25 protein-coding genes and 2 pseudogenes are annotated in these 16733 nt (G+C 72.7%); 18 read left to right on the plus strand and 9 right to left on the minus strand.

Annotation, left to right across the window (positions count from 1 at the left end; translation table 11 throughout):
* The first annotated feature begins 1 nt into the window (after nt 1).
* From O7618_RS00620 to O7618_RS00645, 6 genes are all read left to right on the plus strand, one after another.
* Entirely contained in the window at nt 2-553 is a 552-nt protein-coding gene (locus tag O7618_RS00620; RefSeq protein ID WP_278104016.1) for a hypothetical protein, read from the plus strand.
* Nucleotides 554-562: 9 nt separating this feature from the next.
* Nucleotides 563-874, plus strand: a complete 312-nt coding sequence (locus O7618_RS00625; RefSeq protein ID WP_278104017.1) for a hypothetical protein — start codon at nt 563-565, stop codon at nt 872-874.
* Complete coding sequence (locus tag O7618_RS00630) at nt 855-1700, plus strand: hypothetical protein (protein ID WP_278104018.1); 846 nt, start codon at nt 855-857, stop codon at nt 1698-1700. The genes O7618_RS00625 and O7618_RS00630 overlap by 20 nt, the downstream gene beginning before the upstream one ends.
* A gap of 48 nt (nt 1701-1748) precedes the next feature.
* Nucleotides 1749-2051 carry a hypothetical protein gene (locus tag O7618_RS00635; RefSeq protein ID WP_278104019.1) on the plus strand — a complete coding sequence of 101 codons (303 nt, stop codon included), beginning with the start codon at nt 1749-1751 and terminating at the stop codon, nt 2049-2051.
* A complete protein-coding gene (locus tag O7618_RS00640; protein WP_278104020.1) occupies nt 2048-2287 on the plus strand; it encodes a hypothetical protein in 240 nt (79 codons plus the stop codon). The genes O7618_RS00635 and O7618_RS00640 overlap by 4 nt, the downstream gene beginning before the upstream one ends.
* Nucleotides 2288-2507: 220 nt before the next feature.
* Nucleotides 2508-2870, plus strand: a complete 363-nt coding sequence (locus O7618_RS00645) for a hypothetical protein (RefSeq protein ID WP_278103984.1) — start codon at nt 2508-2510, stop codon at nt 2868-2870.
* A gap of 76 nt (nt 2871-2946) precedes the next feature.
* Here the strand turns inward: O7618_RS00645 and O7618_RS00650 are convergent, their stop codons facing one another.
* Together O7618_RS00650 and O7618_RS00655 are read right to left on the minus strand one after the other, a co-directional pair.
* Complete coding sequence (locus O7618_RS00650) at nt 2947-3126, minus strand: hypothetical protein (protein ID WP_278103985.1); 180 nt, start codon at nt 3124-3126, stop codon at nt 2947-2949.
* An 88-nt stretch (nt 3127-3214) separates the two neighbouring features.
* On the minus strand, nt 3215-3433 hold the full coding sequence (locus O7618_RS00655; RefSeq protein WP_278103986.1) for a hypothetical protein: 219 nt from the start codon (nt 3431-3433) through the stop codon (nt 3215-3217).
* Between the two features lie 130 nt (nt 3434-3563).
* Between O7618_RS00655 and O7618_RS00660 the strand changes: the two genes are divergently transcribed.
* Nucleotides 3564-3767, plus strand: coding sequence for a hypothetical protein (locus tag O7618_RS00660; RefSeq protein WP_278103983.1), 204 nt, complete (start codon nt 3564-3566; stop codon nt 3765-3767).
* 65 nt (nt 3768-3832) lie between these two features.
* Here O7618_RS00660 and O7618_RS00665 read toward each other — a convergent pair whose 3' ends face one another.
* Both O7618_RS00665 and O7618_RS00670 read right to left on the minus strand, forming a co-directional pair.
* A complete protein-coding gene (locus O7618_RS00665) occupies nt 3833-4387 on the minus strand; it encodes a GIY-YIG nuclease family protein (RefSeq protein WP_278103982.1) in 555 nt (184 codons plus the stop codon).
* Nucleotides 4384-4614, minus strand: a complete 231-nt coding sequence (locus tag O7618_RS00670; protein WP_278103981.1) for a hypothetical protein — start codon at nt 4612-4614, stop codon at nt 4384-4386. Before O7618_RS00670 ends, O7618_RS00665 begins: the two co-directional genes overlap by 4 nt.
* A gap of 111 nt (nt 4615-4725) precedes the next feature.
* Here O7618_RS00670 and O7618_RS00675 point away from each other — a divergent pair, with 111 nt between their 5' ends.
* The 6 genes from O7618_RS00675 (at nt 4726) to O7618_RS00700 (ending at nt 9225) form a co-directional block, all read left to right on the plus strand.
* Nucleotides 4726-4893 carry a hypothetical protein gene (locus O7618_RS00675; protein ID WP_278103980.1) on the plus strand — a complete coding sequence of 56 codons (168 nt, stop codon included), beginning with the start codon at nt 4726-4728 and terminating at the stop codon, nt 4891-4893.
* A 76-nt stretch (nt 4894-4969) separates the two neighbouring features.
* Nucleotides 4970-5134 (plus strand): hypothetical protein, encoded by a 165-nt coding sequence (locus tag O7618_RS00680; protein ID WP_278103979.1) that lies wholly within the window; start codon nt 4970-4972, stop codon nt 5132-5134.
* Entirely contained in the window at nt 5131-5316 is a 186-nt protein-coding gene (locus tag O7618_RS00685) for a hypothetical protein (RefSeq protein ID WP_278103978.1), read from the plus strand. The genes O7618_RS00680 and O7618_RS00685 overlap by 4 nt, the downstream gene beginning before the upstream one ends.
* A complete protein-coding gene (locus O7618_RS00690; RefSeq protein WP_278103977.1) occupies nt 5313-6716 on the plus strand; it encodes a hypothetical protein in 1404 nt (467 codons plus the stop codon). The genes O7618_RS00685 and O7618_RS00690 overlap by 4 nt, the downstream gene beginning before the upstream one ends.
* Nucleotides 6717-6722: 6 nt before the next feature.
* Nucleotides 6723-8876, plus strand: coding sequence for an FtsK/SpoIIIE domain-containing protein (locus O7618_RS00695; protein WP_278103976.1), 2154 nt, complete (start codon nt 6723-6725; stop codon nt 8874-8876).
* Between the two features lie 109 nt (nt 8877-8985).
* Nucleotides 8986-9225: a hypothetical protein gene (locus O7618_RS00700; RefSeq protein ID WP_278103975.1), complete on the plus strand. Its 240-nt coding sequence runs from the start codon at nt 8986-8988 to the stop codon at nt 9223-9225.
* Nucleotides 9226-9277: 52 nt separating this feature from the next.
* Here O7618_RS00700 and O7618_RS00705 read toward each other — a convergent pair whose 3' ends face one another.
* The 4 genes from O7618_RS00705 to O7618_RS00720 form a co-directional block, all read right to left on the minus strand.
* On the minus strand, nt 9278-9454 hold the full coding sequence (locus O7618_RS00705) for a hypothetical protein (protein ID WP_278103974.1): 177 nt from the start codon (nt 9452-9454) through the stop codon (nt 9278-9280).
* The gene (locus tag O7618_RS00710) at nt 9451-9708 is read right to left on the minus strand and encodes a hypothetical protein (protein ID WP_278103973.1); all 258 of its coding nucleotides are present in this window, start codon (nt 9706-9708) and stop codon (nt 9451-9453) included. The genes O7618_RS00705 and O7618_RS00710 overlap by 4 nt, the downstream gene beginning before the upstream one ends.
* Before the next feature lie 473 nt (nt 9709-10181).
* Nucleotides 10182-10418, minus strand: a complete 237-nt coding sequence (locus O7618_RS00715; RefSeq protein ID WP_278103972.1) for a DUF397 domain-containing protein — start codon at nt 10416-10418, stop codon at nt 10182-10184.
* Between the two features lie 9 nt (nt 10419-10427).
* On the minus strand, nt 10428-11318 hold the full coding sequence (locus O7618_RS00720; RefSeq protein ID WP_278103971.1) for a helix-turn-helix transcriptional regulator: 891 nt from the start codon (nt 11316-11318) through the stop codon (nt 10428-10430).
* Nucleotides 11319-11559: 241 nt separating this feature from the next.
* On the opposite strand from O7618_RS00720, the gene O7618_RS00725 reads away from it, so the two are divergent.
* The 5 genes and pseudogenes from O7618_RS00725 to O7618_RS00745 form a co-directional block, all read left to right on the plus strand.
* Entirely contained in the window at nt 11560-11970 is a 411-nt protein-coding gene (locus O7618_RS00725; protein ID WP_278103970.1) for a GntR family transcriptional regulator, read from the plus strand.
* A gap of 156 nt (nt 11971-12126) precedes the next feature.
* Nucleotides 12127-12576, plus strand: a complete 450-nt coding sequence (locus O7618_RS00730) for a hypothetical protein (protein ID WP_278103969.1) — start codon at nt 12127-12129, stop codon at nt 12574-12576.
* A gap of 21 nt (nt 12577-12597) precedes the next feature.
* Nucleotides 12598-13341, plus strand: a complete 744-nt coding sequence (ssb, locus tag O7618_RS00735; RefSeq protein WP_278104021.1) for a single-stranded DNA-binding protein — start codon at nt 12598-12600, stop codon at nt 13339-13341.
* Between the two features lie 217 nt (nt 13342-13558).
* A pseudogene (locus tag O7618_RS00740) lies at nt 13559-14515 on the plus strand (cobalamin biosynthesis protein); the annotation flags it as partial.
* Nucleotides 14516-14706: 191 nt separating this feature from the next.
* A pseudogene (locus tag O7618_RS00745) lies at nt 14707-16396 on the plus strand (cobyric acid synthase); the annotation flags it as partial.
* Here the strand turns inward: O7618_RS00745 and O7618_RS00750 are convergent.
* Nucleotides 16298-16699: a rhodanese-like domain-containing protein gene (locus O7618_RS00750; RefSeq protein ID WP_278109860.1), complete on the minus strand. Its 402-nt coding sequence runs from the start codon at nt 16697-16699 to the stop codon at nt 16298-16300. The pseudogene O7618_RS00745 and the gene O7618_RS00750 overlap by 99 nt on opposite strands.
* Between the last annotated feature and the right edge of the window lie 34 nt (nt 16700-16733).

Raw genomic sequence — 16733 nt, forward strand, 5'->3', positions numbered from 1 at the left:
CGTGCCCACCACCTCGCTCGGCATCACCTACCCGGGGTCCACCTCCCACGCCCGCATCTGGGAGCACCTCCAGACGCTGGCGCAGGACGTCAACACGCTGCTGCTGGGGGTCAACGCCCCGGCCATGGCCATGCTGCGGTGCAGCAGCGGGCAGATGATCCCGAACAACAACTTCGTCAGCGTCAACATGCAGTCCGAGGACCTCGACACCGCGAACGGGCACAGCACCTCGTCGTCGACGTCGCGGTACGTCGTACAGACCGCCGGCTGGTATCGGCTCGCCGGCGGGGTCACGTTCGTCGGCAACGGCACCGGCCGGCGCGGCACCCGCTGGCTGAAGAACGGCACCAACCCGGTCGACGGCGGTGACGTGCTGATCGCCGCCGCCGGCACCGGCGCGGGCGGGCCGCCCGCCTCGTCGCCGCTGGTGCTGCTCCAGGCCGGCGACTACATCGAGTTGCAGGTGTTCCAGGACTCGGGCAGCTCGCTGGCGCTGGTCACGTCGGCGGCAAACCACACCTGGATGTCAGTGGAGTGGCGCAGAGCCCCGTAGGAGGTAACCGTGGCGTGGGAAGTGCTCGAGGAGAATCGGTGGCGGTGGCCCGGCTCTGTCGAGGGCGGCGACGTGGGCGTGCACGTGATGCGCCTGGCCGACGGGGTGTTCGCCGAATACCACTGGTTCGGCGCGATCGTCTTCTACCGGCAGGTGGAGGACGAGTTCGATCCGCAGTGGCCGCTCACGAACGCCCCGTATATGCACATGATCGACGCGACTCCATGCCCGCCGCTGGAGACCGAGGACGCGGCGTGGGCGCTCATCGACCAGGCGCTCGCTGAGCTGGAGGGAGACGCCGGTGGCGACGACGGCCCCTGAGACCCTGCTCGCCGCCCGCCGGCTGCTGTTGGAGCACCTCGGCGGGCACGGCCTGTCCGGCGCCGCCGTCGGCATCGTCGGTGACCCCGCCCACCGGGGCGGCTACCACTGCGGCTCCGACCGGGTCATCTCCGGCGACTACTCCGTGGTGGAGTCGTCCCGGGACCGGTCGGGGCTGGCGCAGTGGGCGTGCGCGCTCGACGTCGGCGCGTTCAGCGTGGCCACGGCCGGCCGCCGCTACGACCTGCCGCACTTCTCCGCCTGGCTCGTTTCAGAGTGCGCGAAGGGCACGGACGACACCCGGGACATCCGGGAGGTCATCTACTCGCTGGACGGGCGCACGGTGGTCCGCTGGGACCGCCTCGGCCGACGCCGCAGCGGAGACGACTCGCACCGGTGGCACACGCACATCAGCTACCACCGGGACGCGATCCGCGCCGGCCGGGACCAGAGCGCGGTCATCCGCCGCTACCTGACCACCATCGGCCTGATCCAGGCCACTCCGATCCAGGAGGCAGACATGCCGCTGACCGAGGCCGACGCCAACACCGTCTGGGCCGCGAAGGCGCTGGAGTACGTCGACGAGTTCGGCGACGGCAAGCGCGACGCCCGCACGGTGAAGGACATCCTGTTCGCCACGCACGCCGCGGCGCTGGCCGCCGCCGACCCGACCCGGATGGCCAGGGCGGTCGCCGACCTGATCCGCGCCGACCTCGCCCAGCTGCCCCCGGGCGCCGGGCTGACCGTGGAGCAGGTGGAGGGGGCGACGGAGCGAGGCATCCGCCGGGCCCTGGGCAGCCTCGACGGTGCCACCCCGCAGGGGTGAGCCGATCGGGTTCAGCCGGACTGGCACCGGGAAGGTTAGGGCCTGTGCGTGGCAGCGATGAGAGCGGAACGCGTCATCAGGATCGTGCTGGACGTCGGGTGCATCCTGGTAGGCCTGGGCGGGATCGTGCACCAGACGGTCCTCGTCGCTCCCGGCCAGGCGTCGGAGGCGCTGCTGGTGGCGTACGTGTCGGTGCTGGGGATCCCGGCCGGGGTGGGTCTGCTCTCGCTGCGAGCCAGTGGCGGGAGCGGTACGACCGGGCCGCCGTCGCCGTCTCCGGGGCCGGACTCACCGCCGCCGGGATCATCATCGCCGTCGCCGGCGCCGTCCGGGGCGGGTGAACCCGGGTGACGTTCCGCGCCTGGCAGACCCTGGTGGTGGCGCTGCTGTTCGCGCTCGTCGCCGCCGTCGGATCGATGACCTACACGAACGCTGCGGCTCGGGAGTCGGAGCGGAAGTGTTGCGGCATCGTCTCGACGTTGGATGACGCGTATGCGGAGACGCCGCCGCAGACCCCGGCCGGGCAGAAGATCGCCACGGACATCGCCCGGCTGCGCTCCGACTTCACCTGCCCGCCGACCCGGTAGCTACCGGCACTCGTGCTCGTGCTGCGTCACCAGCCCGCAGCCGTCCTCCTGACAGCGCCACTGGCGGCCCATCCGCCCACACACCGCGCACGCACCCCACGCCGGGACCGTGCGCGGATTCCCGTCCGGATCACGGTGCCCGCGCGGGCACGGCTCCGGCACCTCGGCGTACCCGCCGGGCGTCTTCCTGTACCTCACCCCCCTGACCTTAGGAGCCGAGATGTTCCAGACCTACGGCAAGGCCCTGGTCGCGGTCGTCGCCGCCGCCCTCACCGTCGCCTACGGGGCGCTGTCCGGCGACCAGCACATCGACCCGGACGAGGCGGTGCAGATCGCCATCGCCGCCGCGACCGCTGTCGGCGTCTACCTGGTGCCGCTGGCCCCGCAGTACCGGTGGGGCAAGACCGCCATCGCCGTCGTCCTGTCGGTGCTGCAGGTGCTAACCACGGTGATCCTGGGCGGGCTGGACTCCGGGGAGTGGATCGCGCTGCTGCTCGCCGCGGCGACGGTCCTCGGGGTCGGCGTGGCACCGGCCGCGTCGGACAACGGCGTCCGCTCGCGCACACCTGTGACCGCCGACTGACCCTCGCGCGCTGCACAGACTGCGGCCCCCGCTGGAGCGATTGCTCTGGCGGGGGCCGCTTCGTGCTGTGCGGAGGTCAGGCGGGGAGGTGCGCCGCCTTGATCTCATCGATGCGCCGCTCGATCTCGTCGTACAGGCGGCCGGCCTGCCTCTCACTCGGGCCGGCCGCCGCACTGCCCAGTGCCGCGTAACGGCCGGCCACGTCCATGGTTCGGCCGTACTCGCGGATCAGCTCCATCAGGGTCGGCTCGTTCATAGCTGGGTTCCTCTCCGAGAAGTTGACCTTGCGGGGAGCGTCCGAGAAGTTGACCTTGCCGCAAAGGGGTGGGCCGGAGCCCCGCCCCTCAGTAGTAGTCCACCCAGCTCGCGGCGGCCCGGCCCTTGCAGCCCGGGTGGGCGGCCTCCCCGTTCTCCCGGCAGATCGCGTGGACCTCACCGGCGGCGATCGGGGCCTGGCAGCCGGTGCACTGGGTGGCGGTGTCGCAGTCGGGGCAGGTGGGGCTGGTGGCGTGGGCCTCGGTGGAGCAGTACTTCTTGCTGCTGTCCCAGGTGTACTTCGTCATTTCCGTCTCCCTCTCGCTCCCTGTACCTATAGTCTAACCCATGCAGTGGACGATCGTCCACTGCATCTCGCCACTTTCTCAAATATTTTCCGGAGTTGACGAAGGTCCACTCAGCGGATAAATTGGGAGCATGGGAAACCCGACCATCGACCCCGACATCCCCCGCCTCTACAGCCTCGCCGAAGCAGCCACCCGCCTCGGCTACAGCTCCAAACAGGGACTCCACAAGCGCCTGGCAGCAGGTGAGATCCCCTGCGGGCGGGTGGGCACCACATTCGTCCTGCGCGCCGACCTCATCGACGCCCTCGCCGAGCAGGAACGCCCCACCGAATAGCCCCGCACACGACGCGGCCCCTGTCTCCACCCGGAGACAGGGGCCGCTCTTTCGCGTCCGAGGGGCTACGTCAACAATTGCGGGACGCGGTTGCGGTGCACGCCGAGCCGACGCGCAATCTCAGCGTTCGACAACCCGCCGGCCTGCATCTCCCTGACCGCAGAGCCCCGGACCGCCCGGAGCGCCTTCTGCTGGACCGGCGCGTCGGCCAACTGCTGCCCGGCCAGCCGCGCCCGCTCCGCCGGATCCTCCACGGCCTCGATGGCATCGGCGGCGGCCTCCCACTCGGCTGGCAGGTCGCCCGCGTAGCTGGCGAGCCTGGCGCGCGACACCTCGCGCGCCCTAGCGACCATCGCAGCCCGCTCGGCCGGATTGTCGGCGACGTTGTACCTGGGCGACTCCTGGGCGATGGTGGCCACCTCGGCGCGTTCCGCCGTCGGTCTATCCGGCAACCAGTCGTAGGTGGTGCGAGCGGGGTCGACCTCCGACCACCACGGCTTCTCCCGCCGGTGCGCGCCCATGCGGCTGGCGGGGGTGCTGGTGATCCCGACGTACAGGAGCTGGCCGTCGCTGTCGCGCAAGCGGTAGAGGGCGGTGGGGACGGCGGCGGGGTGGGTCACTTCTCGTCTCCGGCCTGGCCGTCGGGGTCGAGGTGTCGGTAGACGGTCGAGCGGGCACGGCCGGTCCGCTCGGCCAGGTAGGCCGGCTTCACGCCGAGCTTGTGGGCTGCCCTGACCTTCTCCCACAGCTTCTCGTCGACCTCGTCCGCGTGCTTCGTCGCCCGCTCGACGTCGGCCATCGCGCGCCGTTGCGCCTCGGTCTCGGGAGTCCACTTGGGTCGCGCCACGCGCATGATCTTAGCCCTTCGCTGTCCGATGGTCGTACACCCTTGCCCGTCTGCCCGGGGCGCTGTTAGTGTTGCATCATCGGACACTAACCCACAAGCAGAGGGAGCCAGATGGGCCTGTTCAGCAGGAAGCCGAGCGTCCCGAACACGATCAGCGGCAAGCAGATGGCCGACCTGTCCCGCCGGGCACAGAAGGCCAACCCGCAGATGTTCACCGCCAAGGCCATCAAGCAGCGCAAGGCGTCGCAGGCGCAGCAGAGCAAGGCCAGCCAGAGCTGACCAAGTAGGCGGCCCCCGGCCGGGCGACTCCACCGCCGGCCGGGGGCCTTGACCGGACCCCCTGGAGGCCCGACCCATGTCCATGATGATCGACCGGCTCGTGAAGCGCACCGTCCTGGTGTGCGCCGTGCTGGCCACCCTCGCGTTCGGCGTCAACCACCACGACCACCCGTGCACCGGCCAGCAGGTCGGCGCGGGCGGCATGTGCGTCTCCACCGCCTGGACCGGAGGTGCCGCGTGACGCCCGCCCAGTACGTCCTGATGATCGTCGTCGGTGGGACCGGCACGCCGCTGCTGGTGGCCGAGATCGCCCGCCGGCTGGTGGAGGGCCACGCCAACACCACCGCCCGCGCGATCCGCGAGCAGCAGCCCGCCGCACCGGCCCGGGCCGCCGCCGTCCGTGAGAAGGAGTTGACGCGGTGAGCCTTTTTCGCCGGTTGATCCCCGACCCGGAGCTGGAGCGCGCCCGCGCCGAGGCGTCCCGGGAGCAGGCCCGCGCCGACCTGGAGCGCGCCCGCGTCGAGGCGCAGATCCAGCGGGAGCGCCAGGCCGCCGACGCCGAGTTCGCCCGCCAGCAGACCCTCGCCGACGAGGAGGAGAAGCGGCGCCGCGACGGCGTACGCCGCGCCGAGCGGGAGGAGCGGTCCAAGCGGCGGCGGAAGGCCCGCGCCGAGTTCGCCGCGAAGCTGCGCCCGGTGCTGCCGCTGCTGCTCATCAACGGCGGCGCCGCGTACGCCCAGGGCGCGTACGCCTACGAGGAGATCGCCCCCGCCCACTGGAACACCCCGTCGAAGGTCGCGTTCGCGGTCGCGTTCTCCGCCGCGTTGGAGTCGATCGCTGTGTACGTGCAGTGGCACGCCCACGACGCGCTCCTGCTCAACGCGCACGCCACGGCGGCCGGGCTGCGGCGGGCCGCGTGGGGCATCGCCGGGGTGGTGGCGGCCATCAACTACGCGCACTTCGCCGGTGAGGGCATGGCGCCGACGTCGGCGGCGGTGGCGTTCGCGCTGCTGTCGCTGCTGTCGCCGTGGCTGTGGGGTTTGCACACCCGCCGCGCTCAGCACGTGCAGCTGCTCGCCGAGGACGCCAACCTCATCGACGAGGGCGGCGTGGAGTTCTCCCCGCAGCGGCGGCGCGCGTTTCCGTTCCGGGCGTGGCAGGCCCGCCGCTGGTCCATCGACCACGGGGAGCGGGACCCGCGCCGCGCCTGGGACGGCTACAACCGCGACCGGCGGCGCCAGCTCGCCCAGCGCCCGCCGGCCGGCCGGCTCCGCGCGGCGGTCACCGTGCTGCGCGGCAAGTCCGTCCCGGCCGGCCCGGTCATCGACGGGGAGGTCAGCGACAAGGAGCAGGAGCTGATCGACCTGGTGCTGGCGCAGGCCCGCGCCGCCGGCCCTCGACTGAGGGCGCGGACCGCCACGGCACGCAGCTTCCACTGGCCCGCGCCGCCCGCCATCCCGCCGACCACAACCCGCCACGACGACGGCCTGGACGCGCTCGTGGTGGCGACCTCGGAACCCGCCACCCCGCCCGCCATCGACCCGCCACCGGCCCGCCAGCCGGAGCCGACCGAACCCGCCACCGTGGCGACCCGGCAACCCGCCATCGTGGCGGCTGCCGCACCCGCCACGCGGATCACCCGCCGGGTCGCCATCGACCCGCCAGTGCGACCCGCCAAGTCCAACGCCGACCGGGTCGCCGAACTGGTCGCCAAGAAGCCCGCCATGACGCAGGAGCAGGTCGCCAAGAAGCTCGGCCTCGGCATCCGCACCGTCCAGCGGTACTGGCCCAAGAACACCACCACTGATCGCAAGGAGGACTGACCCCCGATGCCCGAGCAGATCGACCTGGACGAGCTGGAGCCGGTCGTCCCCGCGCCCCGCCCCGGCGAGCCCGACTACTACGAGCCCCGCGGCGAGCAGGTCGCCATCACGCCCGGCACCGACACCGGCAAGCCCGTCGACCTGCCCCGCACCTCCACGACGTTCGCCGACGTCAGCTCGCGGTACAGCGGGCCCCGCAAGCCCATCGTGCCGGCCACCCTGCGCTCCAAGGCGGGCCGGCACGCCATGGTGCAGTGGGCACTCGCCTTCGCCGGCTACACCCTCGCCTACCACGTCACCCGATCCCCGAAGTACCTGGCGAAGACCGCCGTCTTCGCACCCTGGGGGGCGCTGCGGCTGTCCGGCAAGGCCATCCACTGGACGTTCGACCTGGAAGGCTTCGGCATCCGGCAGGACGCCGCCAGCCGCAACAACGTACAGGACTACCTGGCCCTGTCCCGGCAGCGTGACCGGCGCGTGGGCGCCCGCGCCTGGCTGGCCGTGCCTGGGGTGCTGCTGCTGGTCGTGCTGGCGCTGCTGCTGGTGTTCGTCGCGCCGTGGTGGGCGCAGGCCCTCGCCGCGGCCGTCCTGGTGCCGCTGTTCGCGTACGCCGGGCAGCCAATCGACGCGCCGATCGTGGACCGGGTGTTCACCGCTGACAGGTTCGTCCGCCTCACCGCCACCCTGACCCGGCAGGCGATCCTGGCCTGCAACGTCAAGGGCATCAAAGAACCGAAGGACATCAAGTTCCTGTTCGACATCTCTCTCGCCGGCCCCGGCCACGAAGCTCTGGTGCTGCTGCCCGCCGGTGTGCTGGCCACCGACGTCATCGACGAGCGCGACCGCCTCGCCTCCGGGTTCCGGCTGCCGAAGACGCAGGTGTGGCCGGCCACCGTCCCTGGCGAGCACCCCGGCGTACTGTCCATCTGGATCGCCCAGAAGCCTGTGAGCAGCATGAAGGCCCCGGCCTGGCCGCTGCTGGAGAGCGGCACGTTCGACTACTTCACTGACAAGTTCGTCTACGGCCACGACGAGCGGATGCGGCCCGTCTACTACTCCCTGGCCGAGAAGAACTCCCTGTTCGGGGGCATCCCCGGTTCCGGGAAGACCCTTGCGGCGCGGCTGGTCATGCTCGCCGCCATCCTCGACCCGCTGGTCGTGCCGCTGGCGTTCGACCTGAAGGGCTCCGGTGACCTCGACTGCTTCGAGCCGCTGTGCCCGGACGGGCTGCACGGCTCCGGCGCCGACGAGGGCACCAAGGCCGCGGCGATGGCCGCCCTGGAGTGGCTGCTGACCGAGTGCGACGAGCGGGCGCCGCTGGTCCGCAAGTACGCAGCTCAGGGCATGAACACCGCCAACAAGGTCAACCGGCGGATGGCCGAGCACGACGCCCGGCTGCGCCCGCTGGTGGCGTTCTTCGACGAGATCCAGGAACTGATCACCGACCCGACCCACGGCAAGCGGGCGAAGTTCCTGCTCACGTCCATCGTCAAGCGTGACCGGGCGCTCGGCATCCACCTGATCCTCGCCTCGCAGCGCATCGACAAGGAGTCGATCCCGAAGGGCATCAGCAGCAACATGGCCCTGCGGACCTGCCTGGCGGTCACCTCGCACACCGAGGTGAACCTGGTCCTCGGCACCGGTGCGTACTCCGCCGGCGCCCGGCCCACCGAGTTCGAGACGGGCGACTCGACCGGCCCGAAGGACTCCGGGTGGGGCTACCACGCCGGTGACGGGCCGATCCGGCCGCGCCGGTCCAGCTTCGTCGACAACCCGGCGGCCGAGCGGGTCGTGCAACGGGCCCTGGAGATGCGCCAGGGTGACAAGCCGGTCGAGGTGCCGCGTATCGCGCTGCGGAACCTGCTCGCTGACGTCCGGCAGGTGTGGTTCGAGGGCGAGGAGGCGATCTGGTCGGAGCTGATCGTGCCGCGGTTGAAGCATCTCGACCGGGACGCGTACGGCGATCTGACCGTCGAGGTGTTCGGCGCGTGGATGGCTCGGGCCGGGGTGAAGACGGAGAGCATCAACCGGCGGATCGACTCCAGCTCGACCAAGCGGGCCACCCGGGCCGGCGTGAAACTGGCCGCCCTGGAGGCCCGGATCGCCGAGAAAACCGCCGAGACGATCGCCTCAACCGACCTCGCTGAGGTCGAGGACTGATAGCCCCTGCTAGGGCTAGCGCTAGCCCCTCCTCTAGGCCCTCTGAGCTGGGAACTAGGCGCTAGCCCCGCAGGCGGTCCGATCCCCGGAAACGCCCCCTGGAGGCGCTGTGAGAGGCACGCTGACCACTACCGCTATCGGTGTCGCCCTGGTCCTGTTCGTGGTCGCCAGGATCGCGCTGTTCCCGCTGAAGGACTGCTGGTGCTGCAGCGGGCAAGGTGTGCACCGCTCCGACCTGAACCGGAAGCATCAGCGCCGCTGCTGGTGGTGCAAGGGCACCGGCAAGCGGTGGCGGATCGGGCGCCGGATCTGGAACCGGATGCGGCAGAAGCACCACGACGCCCGCTGACCCGGACGCAGCGACGCCCCCGACCACGCGATGGTCGGGGGCGTCCTCGTGTTCAGCGGGCGAGGGCGGCGGCGCGCTTCCGGCGGTGCTCGGCGAGGAGCTGGGCCGCGTACGCGCCGGCCTCGCACGTCCCGGCCCGACAGTCCGGGCACTGCCGGTGCGCCTCCAGGATCGTCGCCCCGACCGCGACGTCGCCCCGCTGCCCGAGGTCCGGGCACATCCCGGTCACCGGTTCACCGCGTCGTACAGAGCCGGGATCCAGACCGCCACCTTCACGCACCACTCCCGCGCGCACGCCACCGACTCCCAGTGGCACTCCGGCATGTGCACCAGCAGCCACACCCAGCCCGGCACGCCCTCCATGTCGCCGACCTTCACGACCCGCACGTCCATGTAGATCGTGCCGAGCTGACCCATGTGGCTCGCCCACTCGCCGGGGCGCAGCGACACCCTGGTCCCGGCCGGGATCTCGGGGACGGTCACCGGTACTCACCTCCGCCCTCGTTGCGGATGCGTGCCGCCTGGTCGAGTAGGCGGCGGCGCGCGTTGCGCGCATCCGCCTCGTCTACGCGCCGCCCGAGAGTTGGGCGGGTCGACGGTTCGGGCCGACCGATCAGCCGGCGGACAAGGGTACGGATCGGCTGTGCCACACACGCCTCCCTCGGTCGGGTGGGCGCGGCGACGGGTGTCGTGGTGCAACCTCCGCCGCCGCTACCCGGGGCGCGGTGCTCGCGGACAGTGGGCCCTGTCGCTCACGCCGTGCCCGGCCGGATGCGACCGCAGCCACGCTCTGGGTGCTGAAGGCTTCGCACTGCCGCATCCGTCGCCAGCGAACAATTCGCCGACGCATTGGTCACGATCGCATCGTTCCTTCAAGGTCACAAGAGCGACACGGATAGTGAACAAGAAGAGGGCCGGCACCCCGGATGGGATGCCGGCCCTCTTATCGCGAGGAATCAGATGTGGTCGAACGCCCCGGCCTTCGCCCCGGCCAGGAACGCCGTCCACTCCGCCCGGTTGTAGACCTGGATCGGCGCATCCGCGCCGGCCTTGCTGTCGGCCACGGCCACGTCCCCCGATCCGTCGGCCGCCACCGAGAGGTAGATGCACCCCTCGTTGCCGCCGGACTCCGGGCTCTTCTCCCACGCGGCGAAGCGCGGGTCAGTGGTGTTGCTGAATCGCGGGTCGGACATCGGATCTCCTCACATCGTGGCGGCCAGCTTGTCGGCCGCCTCGCGGATGTACGCCGCACTGTCCGCGTCAGACAGTGCGGCCTCACGCAGCCGCAGATGCAACTGCGCGTACCCCGACACGTCCTCCGGCTCCGTGACGAGTAGCGCTTTCGTCACGTTGTCGACCACCACGATCGGCGGATCGTCCATGTCGGGGTAGCTCACGTGGCTGTACGGCGCCCGAGGGGCGTAGCCGTCGGCCAACTGCTGCGAGTCCAGCGGCACCACCCGCACGCTGACGTGCTCGGCGCCGATCAGCGCCAGGAGGTGGTGCAGCTGCTTCAGCATCACGTCGGCGGGCACCGGCCGTCGGCGGATCGCCTGCTCCTCCAAGACCAGCTCGTAGTTCGCTTCACCACCGCCGACGCTCTGCCTCTGCCGCTGCATCCGGCCCCGCACGATCGCGTCGGTGTCGGTGATCGGTCCGTCCCCCGTGACCGCGAGAACCCGGTGGTGGGCGTACTCGGGAGTCTGCACGAGACCGGGAAGCAGCATGCCGGCGTACTCGCGGATCATCGACGCACCCGCCTCGACGAGCGCCCAGGTGCGCTGCCCGTCGCCCATCCGGCTGTGGGCAGGCGCGTCCCACCAGCGGCCGGTGAGCGCGTCCTCGGCGTACGCCTCGATGCGCGTCCAGTCAGGCCCGCCGCGCGGCACCTCAAGGGCGTCGAGCAGCCGCCGGATGGACAGCAGATTGGCGCGACGGTGCACGTCGCCGAACGGGTTCTCGGTCCGGGAGATCACCGAGGCGGAGATGCCGCTGCGCCGGCTCAGCTCGGCGTGGTTGATGCCGCGGTCGAGTCGCAGCTTCAGCAGCGCGGCGGAGAGCCGCCGCTGGCGGGCCAGCGGGTTCGGGGTCACCGGTCCGACCTTCCTTTGCCGAGTCGAATCGTGCCGGTCGGCACGACATGAGCGTACTCAATGCGCACCGGCGACGGCGTTACCTGGATCGGTGTGCCCCGATACGCTGGGATGCACCCTCGACGCGGGTCGGGGCGGAGGGCCTGGCCGCGTCAGCCGGGCCCTCCACCACGCGCAAGGGGGACCCCGGGATCCCCGGGTGCCGGGATGTGAAGGCGTGTGCGGTCCGTACCGTGCGACCGTGCTCGACCCCCACCTGGACCGGCCGCTCTTCCGGCAGCTCGCCGACGCCCTGCGGGACCAGATCATCACCGGCCAGCTCACACCGGGCAGCGCCGTGCCGTCCATCAAGGCGCTGGAGCACCGGTACGGGGTCAGTCGGGAGACCATCCGCCGGGCGCTGGCCGCGCTGCGCGTGGAAGGCCTCGTCGTCGCCGAGCGGGGCTACGGTACGCGGGTGGTCGACGAGCAGCCGCGCGAGCAGGTGAAGGTCCCTCGCGGCGCCCGGGTGCGGTCGCGGATGCCCACCGAGGCCGAGCGCGCCGAGCTGGGCATCGAGCCGGGCGCCGTGGTGCCCGTCCTGGTCGTGACGCTCGGCGGCCGGGTGCGTGGCGTGTACGCGGCAGACCGCGTGGAACTCACGTTCAGCTGACCGGGAATGTGCGTTACGCACACGTTACGGCCGGTGCGGGATTTTTCGTTGTTGGCTGAAACTTCTTGAGTGTCGTGCAGGCCGGGCGCATGATCGGCGATCTACCTTGCAGAAAGCGCGCGGGGGTGCGCGCTCAGTGATCATGTGGGGGACGTCATGTCGAACAGGAGTGACAACACAGCCGCCGCAGCACCGATCCGGCTCGCCATCGCCCACCAGCGAGCCCACGACAAAGCCGAACGGGAGCAGCGCACCGCCCACGGACCCGGCCGGTGGCACCGAGGGCTGCTCGTCGCCGCCACCATCGCCGCACCGGCCAGCTGGATGGGACTCGCCTGGGCCGTCGCCATGTGGCACAACCACCAGGCGCTGTTCGGCCACCTCGTCTACGTCGGGTTCGCCACCGTCCTCGCACCCGTCGCCGTCGTCCTGGCCGTCGGCTACGTCGTACGGCGGGGCCAGGCCGAACAGCACCACGAACTCCTCGTCGCCGTCGACGCGCTGCTCATCGAAGCGGCGAAGCGCGACGCCGACCTCGACCCCGCCAGCGCCGAAGCCGTCGAACGCATCGGCATGCGCCTGCTCAACGGCACCAGAACCAGCTGATCACACACGGCTAATAGCACTTTGCAATTCTCCACGATCGTCGGCAACCTGCTGACCGCGCCGGAGTGGCGCCGCACCACGCAGAGCGGCACGCTCGTGGCCAACTTCAAGGTCGCCTCGACCGCACGCCGCCTCGACCGGGACAGCGGTCGCTGGGTCGACGGCAACAGCCTGCGGGTGCGGGTGAACTGCTGGCGGCGGCTCGCCGAGGGGGTGGCGGCGTCGGTGGCCCTGGGCGATCCGGTGATCGTCGCCGGCCGCCTCTACACCCGCGACTGGACCGACGAGGCCGGCAACCACCGGACGCTCTACGAGTTGGAGGCCGTGGCGGTCGGGCACGACCTGTCCCGGGGGCGGGCCCGGTTCCTGCGCAACCAGCCGCGCGCGGCCACCAGTTCGGTCGAGGACGCCGAGGCGGAGCAGCGCGTGCACGGCGAGGCGACCGAGGCCGTGCCCGACGAGCTGGCCCCGACCACGTTCGACGCCCGGCCGTTCGACGACGACATCCTGCCGCCGGAGTTCGGGCCGGCGCGGGTCGGCCTCACCGGCGCGCTCGACCGGCCGGCCGAACCCGACCCGCTCGACGCCCGGCCCGGGGAGCCGGGGGAACTGGGTGAGGGGGGAGACAAGCTGGGCGCCGCCGAGGACGACGAGCTGGGCGAGGTGGAGCTGCCCGTCGACGACGGGCCTGGCGTCGCGGGGCCCGACGGCGGAGGGTCCGCCCCGGGGCGCCGCGGCCGACGGCGTGGCACGGTGTCCGTCTGAGGCCGCGGCCGGTGCGACGGGGGCGCGGGGTGGCGACGCCGGGCGTGGCCACCCCGCGGTACGGGGATGCCGCGCCCCGGAGAAGAGAGCGCCACCTCGGGTCGCATACCGGTAGCGGGATGGTGGATCGTCAGGGAGGGCGGAGCGTCCCTCGGGAACCGCGGGTGCGGCTAGGCTGGCCGGCCGGAGGTGGTGACGGGTGCGGCAGGCGACCGCCATGGCGAACGCGACCGGGCTGGCGGTGGGCTACGCGCTCGACGCGCTGCTCGGCGACCCGCGCAGGTGGCATCCGGTGGCCGGTTTCGGTCGCGCGGCAGGTGCCCTGGAGCGGCGGGTCTACCGCCCGCGGCGGTCGGTCGGGGTGGCGTTCACCGCGCTCGCGGTCGGCGGGCCGGTGCTGCTCGGCGCTGCCGCCGCGCTCGCCACCCGGCGTCACCCGGTGGCCCGGGCCGCGCTGGTGGCCGCCGGCACCTGGGCGGTGCTGGGCGGGCGCACGCTGCGGCACGAGTCGCGGGTGATGGGTCGGGCGCTGCGTCGTGCCGACCTGCCCGCCGCCCGGGCCCGCCTCGGCCACCTGTGCGGGCGGGACCCGTCCGCCCTGGACGAGCCGGAACTGGCCCGTGCCACCGTCGAGTCGGTGGCCGAGAACACCTCCGACGCGGTGGTCGCGCCGCTGGTCTGGGGGGCGGTCGCCGGGCTGCCCGGCCTGCTCGGTTACCGGGCGGCGAACACGCTCGACGCCATGGTCGGTCACCGCTCACCCCGCTACGCCCGCTTCGGCACCCCGGCCGCCCGGCTGGACGACCTGCTCAACCTGGCGCCGTCGCGGTTGACCGGGCTGCTCACGGTGGCCGTCGCGCCGGTGGCGCACGGGGACCGGGCGACGGCCTGGCACGTCTGGCGGCGGGACCGGGGCGACCATCCGAGCCCGAACGCCGGGCAGTGTGAGGCGGCGATGGCGGGCGTGCTCGGTGTCCGGCTGGGTGGGCGCAACGTCTACTTCGGCCGCTCGGATACGCGGCCGTTCCTCGGCGACGGGCCCCGTCCGGAGGCCCGGCACCTGACGCGCGCGGCCCGGGTCTCCGGCGCGGTGGGCCTGGCCGCTCTCGGGTTGGCGGCGCTCTACCCGGTGACCGTGGGTCGGCTGGCCGGTGCGACCGGTCGCGCCGCGCTGCGCGCACTCGCCGGCGCCGCCGGGCGTGGCCCGACCGACGCCGCGCTCGCCGGTATCACCGGGCGTGGCCCGACCGACGCCGCGCTCGCCGGCATCACCGGGCGCGGGTACGGCGCCGCCCGGTGTGGACCGACCGGCGCTCCCGGGCGCACGCCAGGAGGCGTCGCGGCGAGCGGCTCGGGCAGCGGGCGGTGAGCGGCGGGCTGCTGGTCGCGGGCACCACCTCCGACGCCGGCAAGAGCGTGCTGACCGCCGGCATCTGCCGTTGGCTCCGTCGGCGGGGCATTCGGGTCGCGCCGTTCAAGGCGCAGAACATGTCGAACAACTCGGCCGTGGTGGTCGGCCCGGACGGCCGGGGCGGGGAGATCGGCCGGGCCCAGGCCATGCAGGCCGCCGCCGCCGGGCTCGCGCCGGACCTGCGGTTCAACCCGGTGCTGCTCAAGCCGGGTAGCGACCACGCCAGCCAGGTGGTGCTGCTCGGCGAGGCGGTCGACACGGTCACCGCAGGCAACTTCCACACGCTGCGGCCCCGGCTCGCCGCCACCGCGTACGCGGCGCTGGCCGAGCTGCGCACCGAGTACGACGTGGTGGTCTGCGAGGGCGCGGGCAGCCCTGCGGAGATCAACCTGCGGGCCGGTGACTACGTCAACATGGGGCTGGCCCGCCAGGCCGGCCTGCCCACGATCGTGGTCGGCGACATCGACCGCGGCGGGGTGTTCGCCTCGATGTTCGGCACCGTGGCCCTGCTCGACGCCGCCGACCAGGCGCTGGTCGCCGGCTTCGTGGTCAACAAGTTCCGCGGTGACCTGGGGCTGCTCCGGCCCGGGCTGGACATGCTGCGGCAGGCCACCGGCCGCCCCACCTTCGGCGTGCTGCCGTGGGCGCTGGACCTGTGGCTGGACGCGGAGGACTCGCTCGCGTACGGGCGGGTGCTCGGCCGGCCGGCGGCGCCGCGCGGCACGGACTGGCTCGACGTCGCGGTGGTCCGGCTGCCCCGGATCTCCAACGCCACCGACGTCGAGGCGCTCGCCACCGAGCCGGGGGTGCGGGTGCGGCTGACCGTCGAGCCGGCCGAACTGGCCGCCGCCGACCTGGTGGTGCTGCCCGGCTCCAAGTCGACCGTCGCCGACCTGGCCTGGCTGCGGGAGACCGGGCTGGCCGACGCGGTGCGGGCGCACGTCGCCGCCGGTCGCCCGCTGCTCGGCGTCTGCGGCGGGTTCCAGATGCTCGGCCGGATGATCCACGACCCGGTGGAGAGCCGCCGGGGCAGCGTGCCCGGCCTCGGGCTGCTGCCCGTCGAGATCACCTTCGACAGGCGCAAGACGGTCCGCCGGGCCGCGGGCGTCGCCGCCGGTGACGTGCCGGTGCACGGGTACGAGATCCACCACGGCCGGGTCTCCGCCGCCGACCCGGGGTTGCCGCCGCTGCTGCGCTACACCGACGGCACCGGCGAGGGCGCCCGGCTCGGCGCGCTGTACGGAACCCACTGGCACGGCGCGTTCGAGTCGGACGCGTTCCGCCGCCGGTTCCTCGCCGAGGTCGCCGAGGCGGCCGGCCGGACCGGCTTCGCGGTCGCGCCGGACAACTCGTTCGCGGCGGCCCGGGAACGGACGCTGGACCTGCTCGGTGACCTGGTGGAGGAGCACCTGGACACCGGCGCGTTGTGGCGGCTGGTCGAGGAGGGCCCGCCGCCGGGCCTGCCGTTCGTGCCGCCCGGCGCGCCCGGGCGACCGCCCGGCCCGTCGTGACCGGAGCGGTCCGGCGGCACCCGGTCGGGACGGCTCAGTGGCGCACGTCCGCCGGGCGGTCGGACATCGGCAGGCCGGCCTCGCGCCAGCCCTGCACGCCGCCGATCATGTCGGTGGCGTGCCGCAGGCCGAGGGTCTGCAGGCTGGCGGCGGCCAGGCTGGAGCTGTAGCCCTGCCGGCACACCACCACGATCTCGCGGTCGTAGCCGATCGCCTCCGGGATGCGCCACTCGCTGGCCGGGTCGAGTCGCCACTCCAGCACCGTGCGGTCGATGACGATCGCGCCGGGCAGCTCACCCTCCTCGCGGCGCTGCGCCTCGGTGCGCGTGTCGACGAGCAGCGCGCCGTTGCGGACCGCCTCGACGGTCTCGTGCGGGGTGAGCCGGCGGAGACCGGCGCGGGCCTGTTCCAGGAGGGCGTCGACGCCCGGACACATCACGTCATGGAGCACCCCCAGATCATGCCCGCGG

The organism is Micromonospora sp. WMMD980 (assembly GCF_029626035.1).
Classification (GTDB): Bacteria; Actinomycetota; Actinomycetes; order Mycobacteriales; family Micromonosporaceae; genus Micromonospora.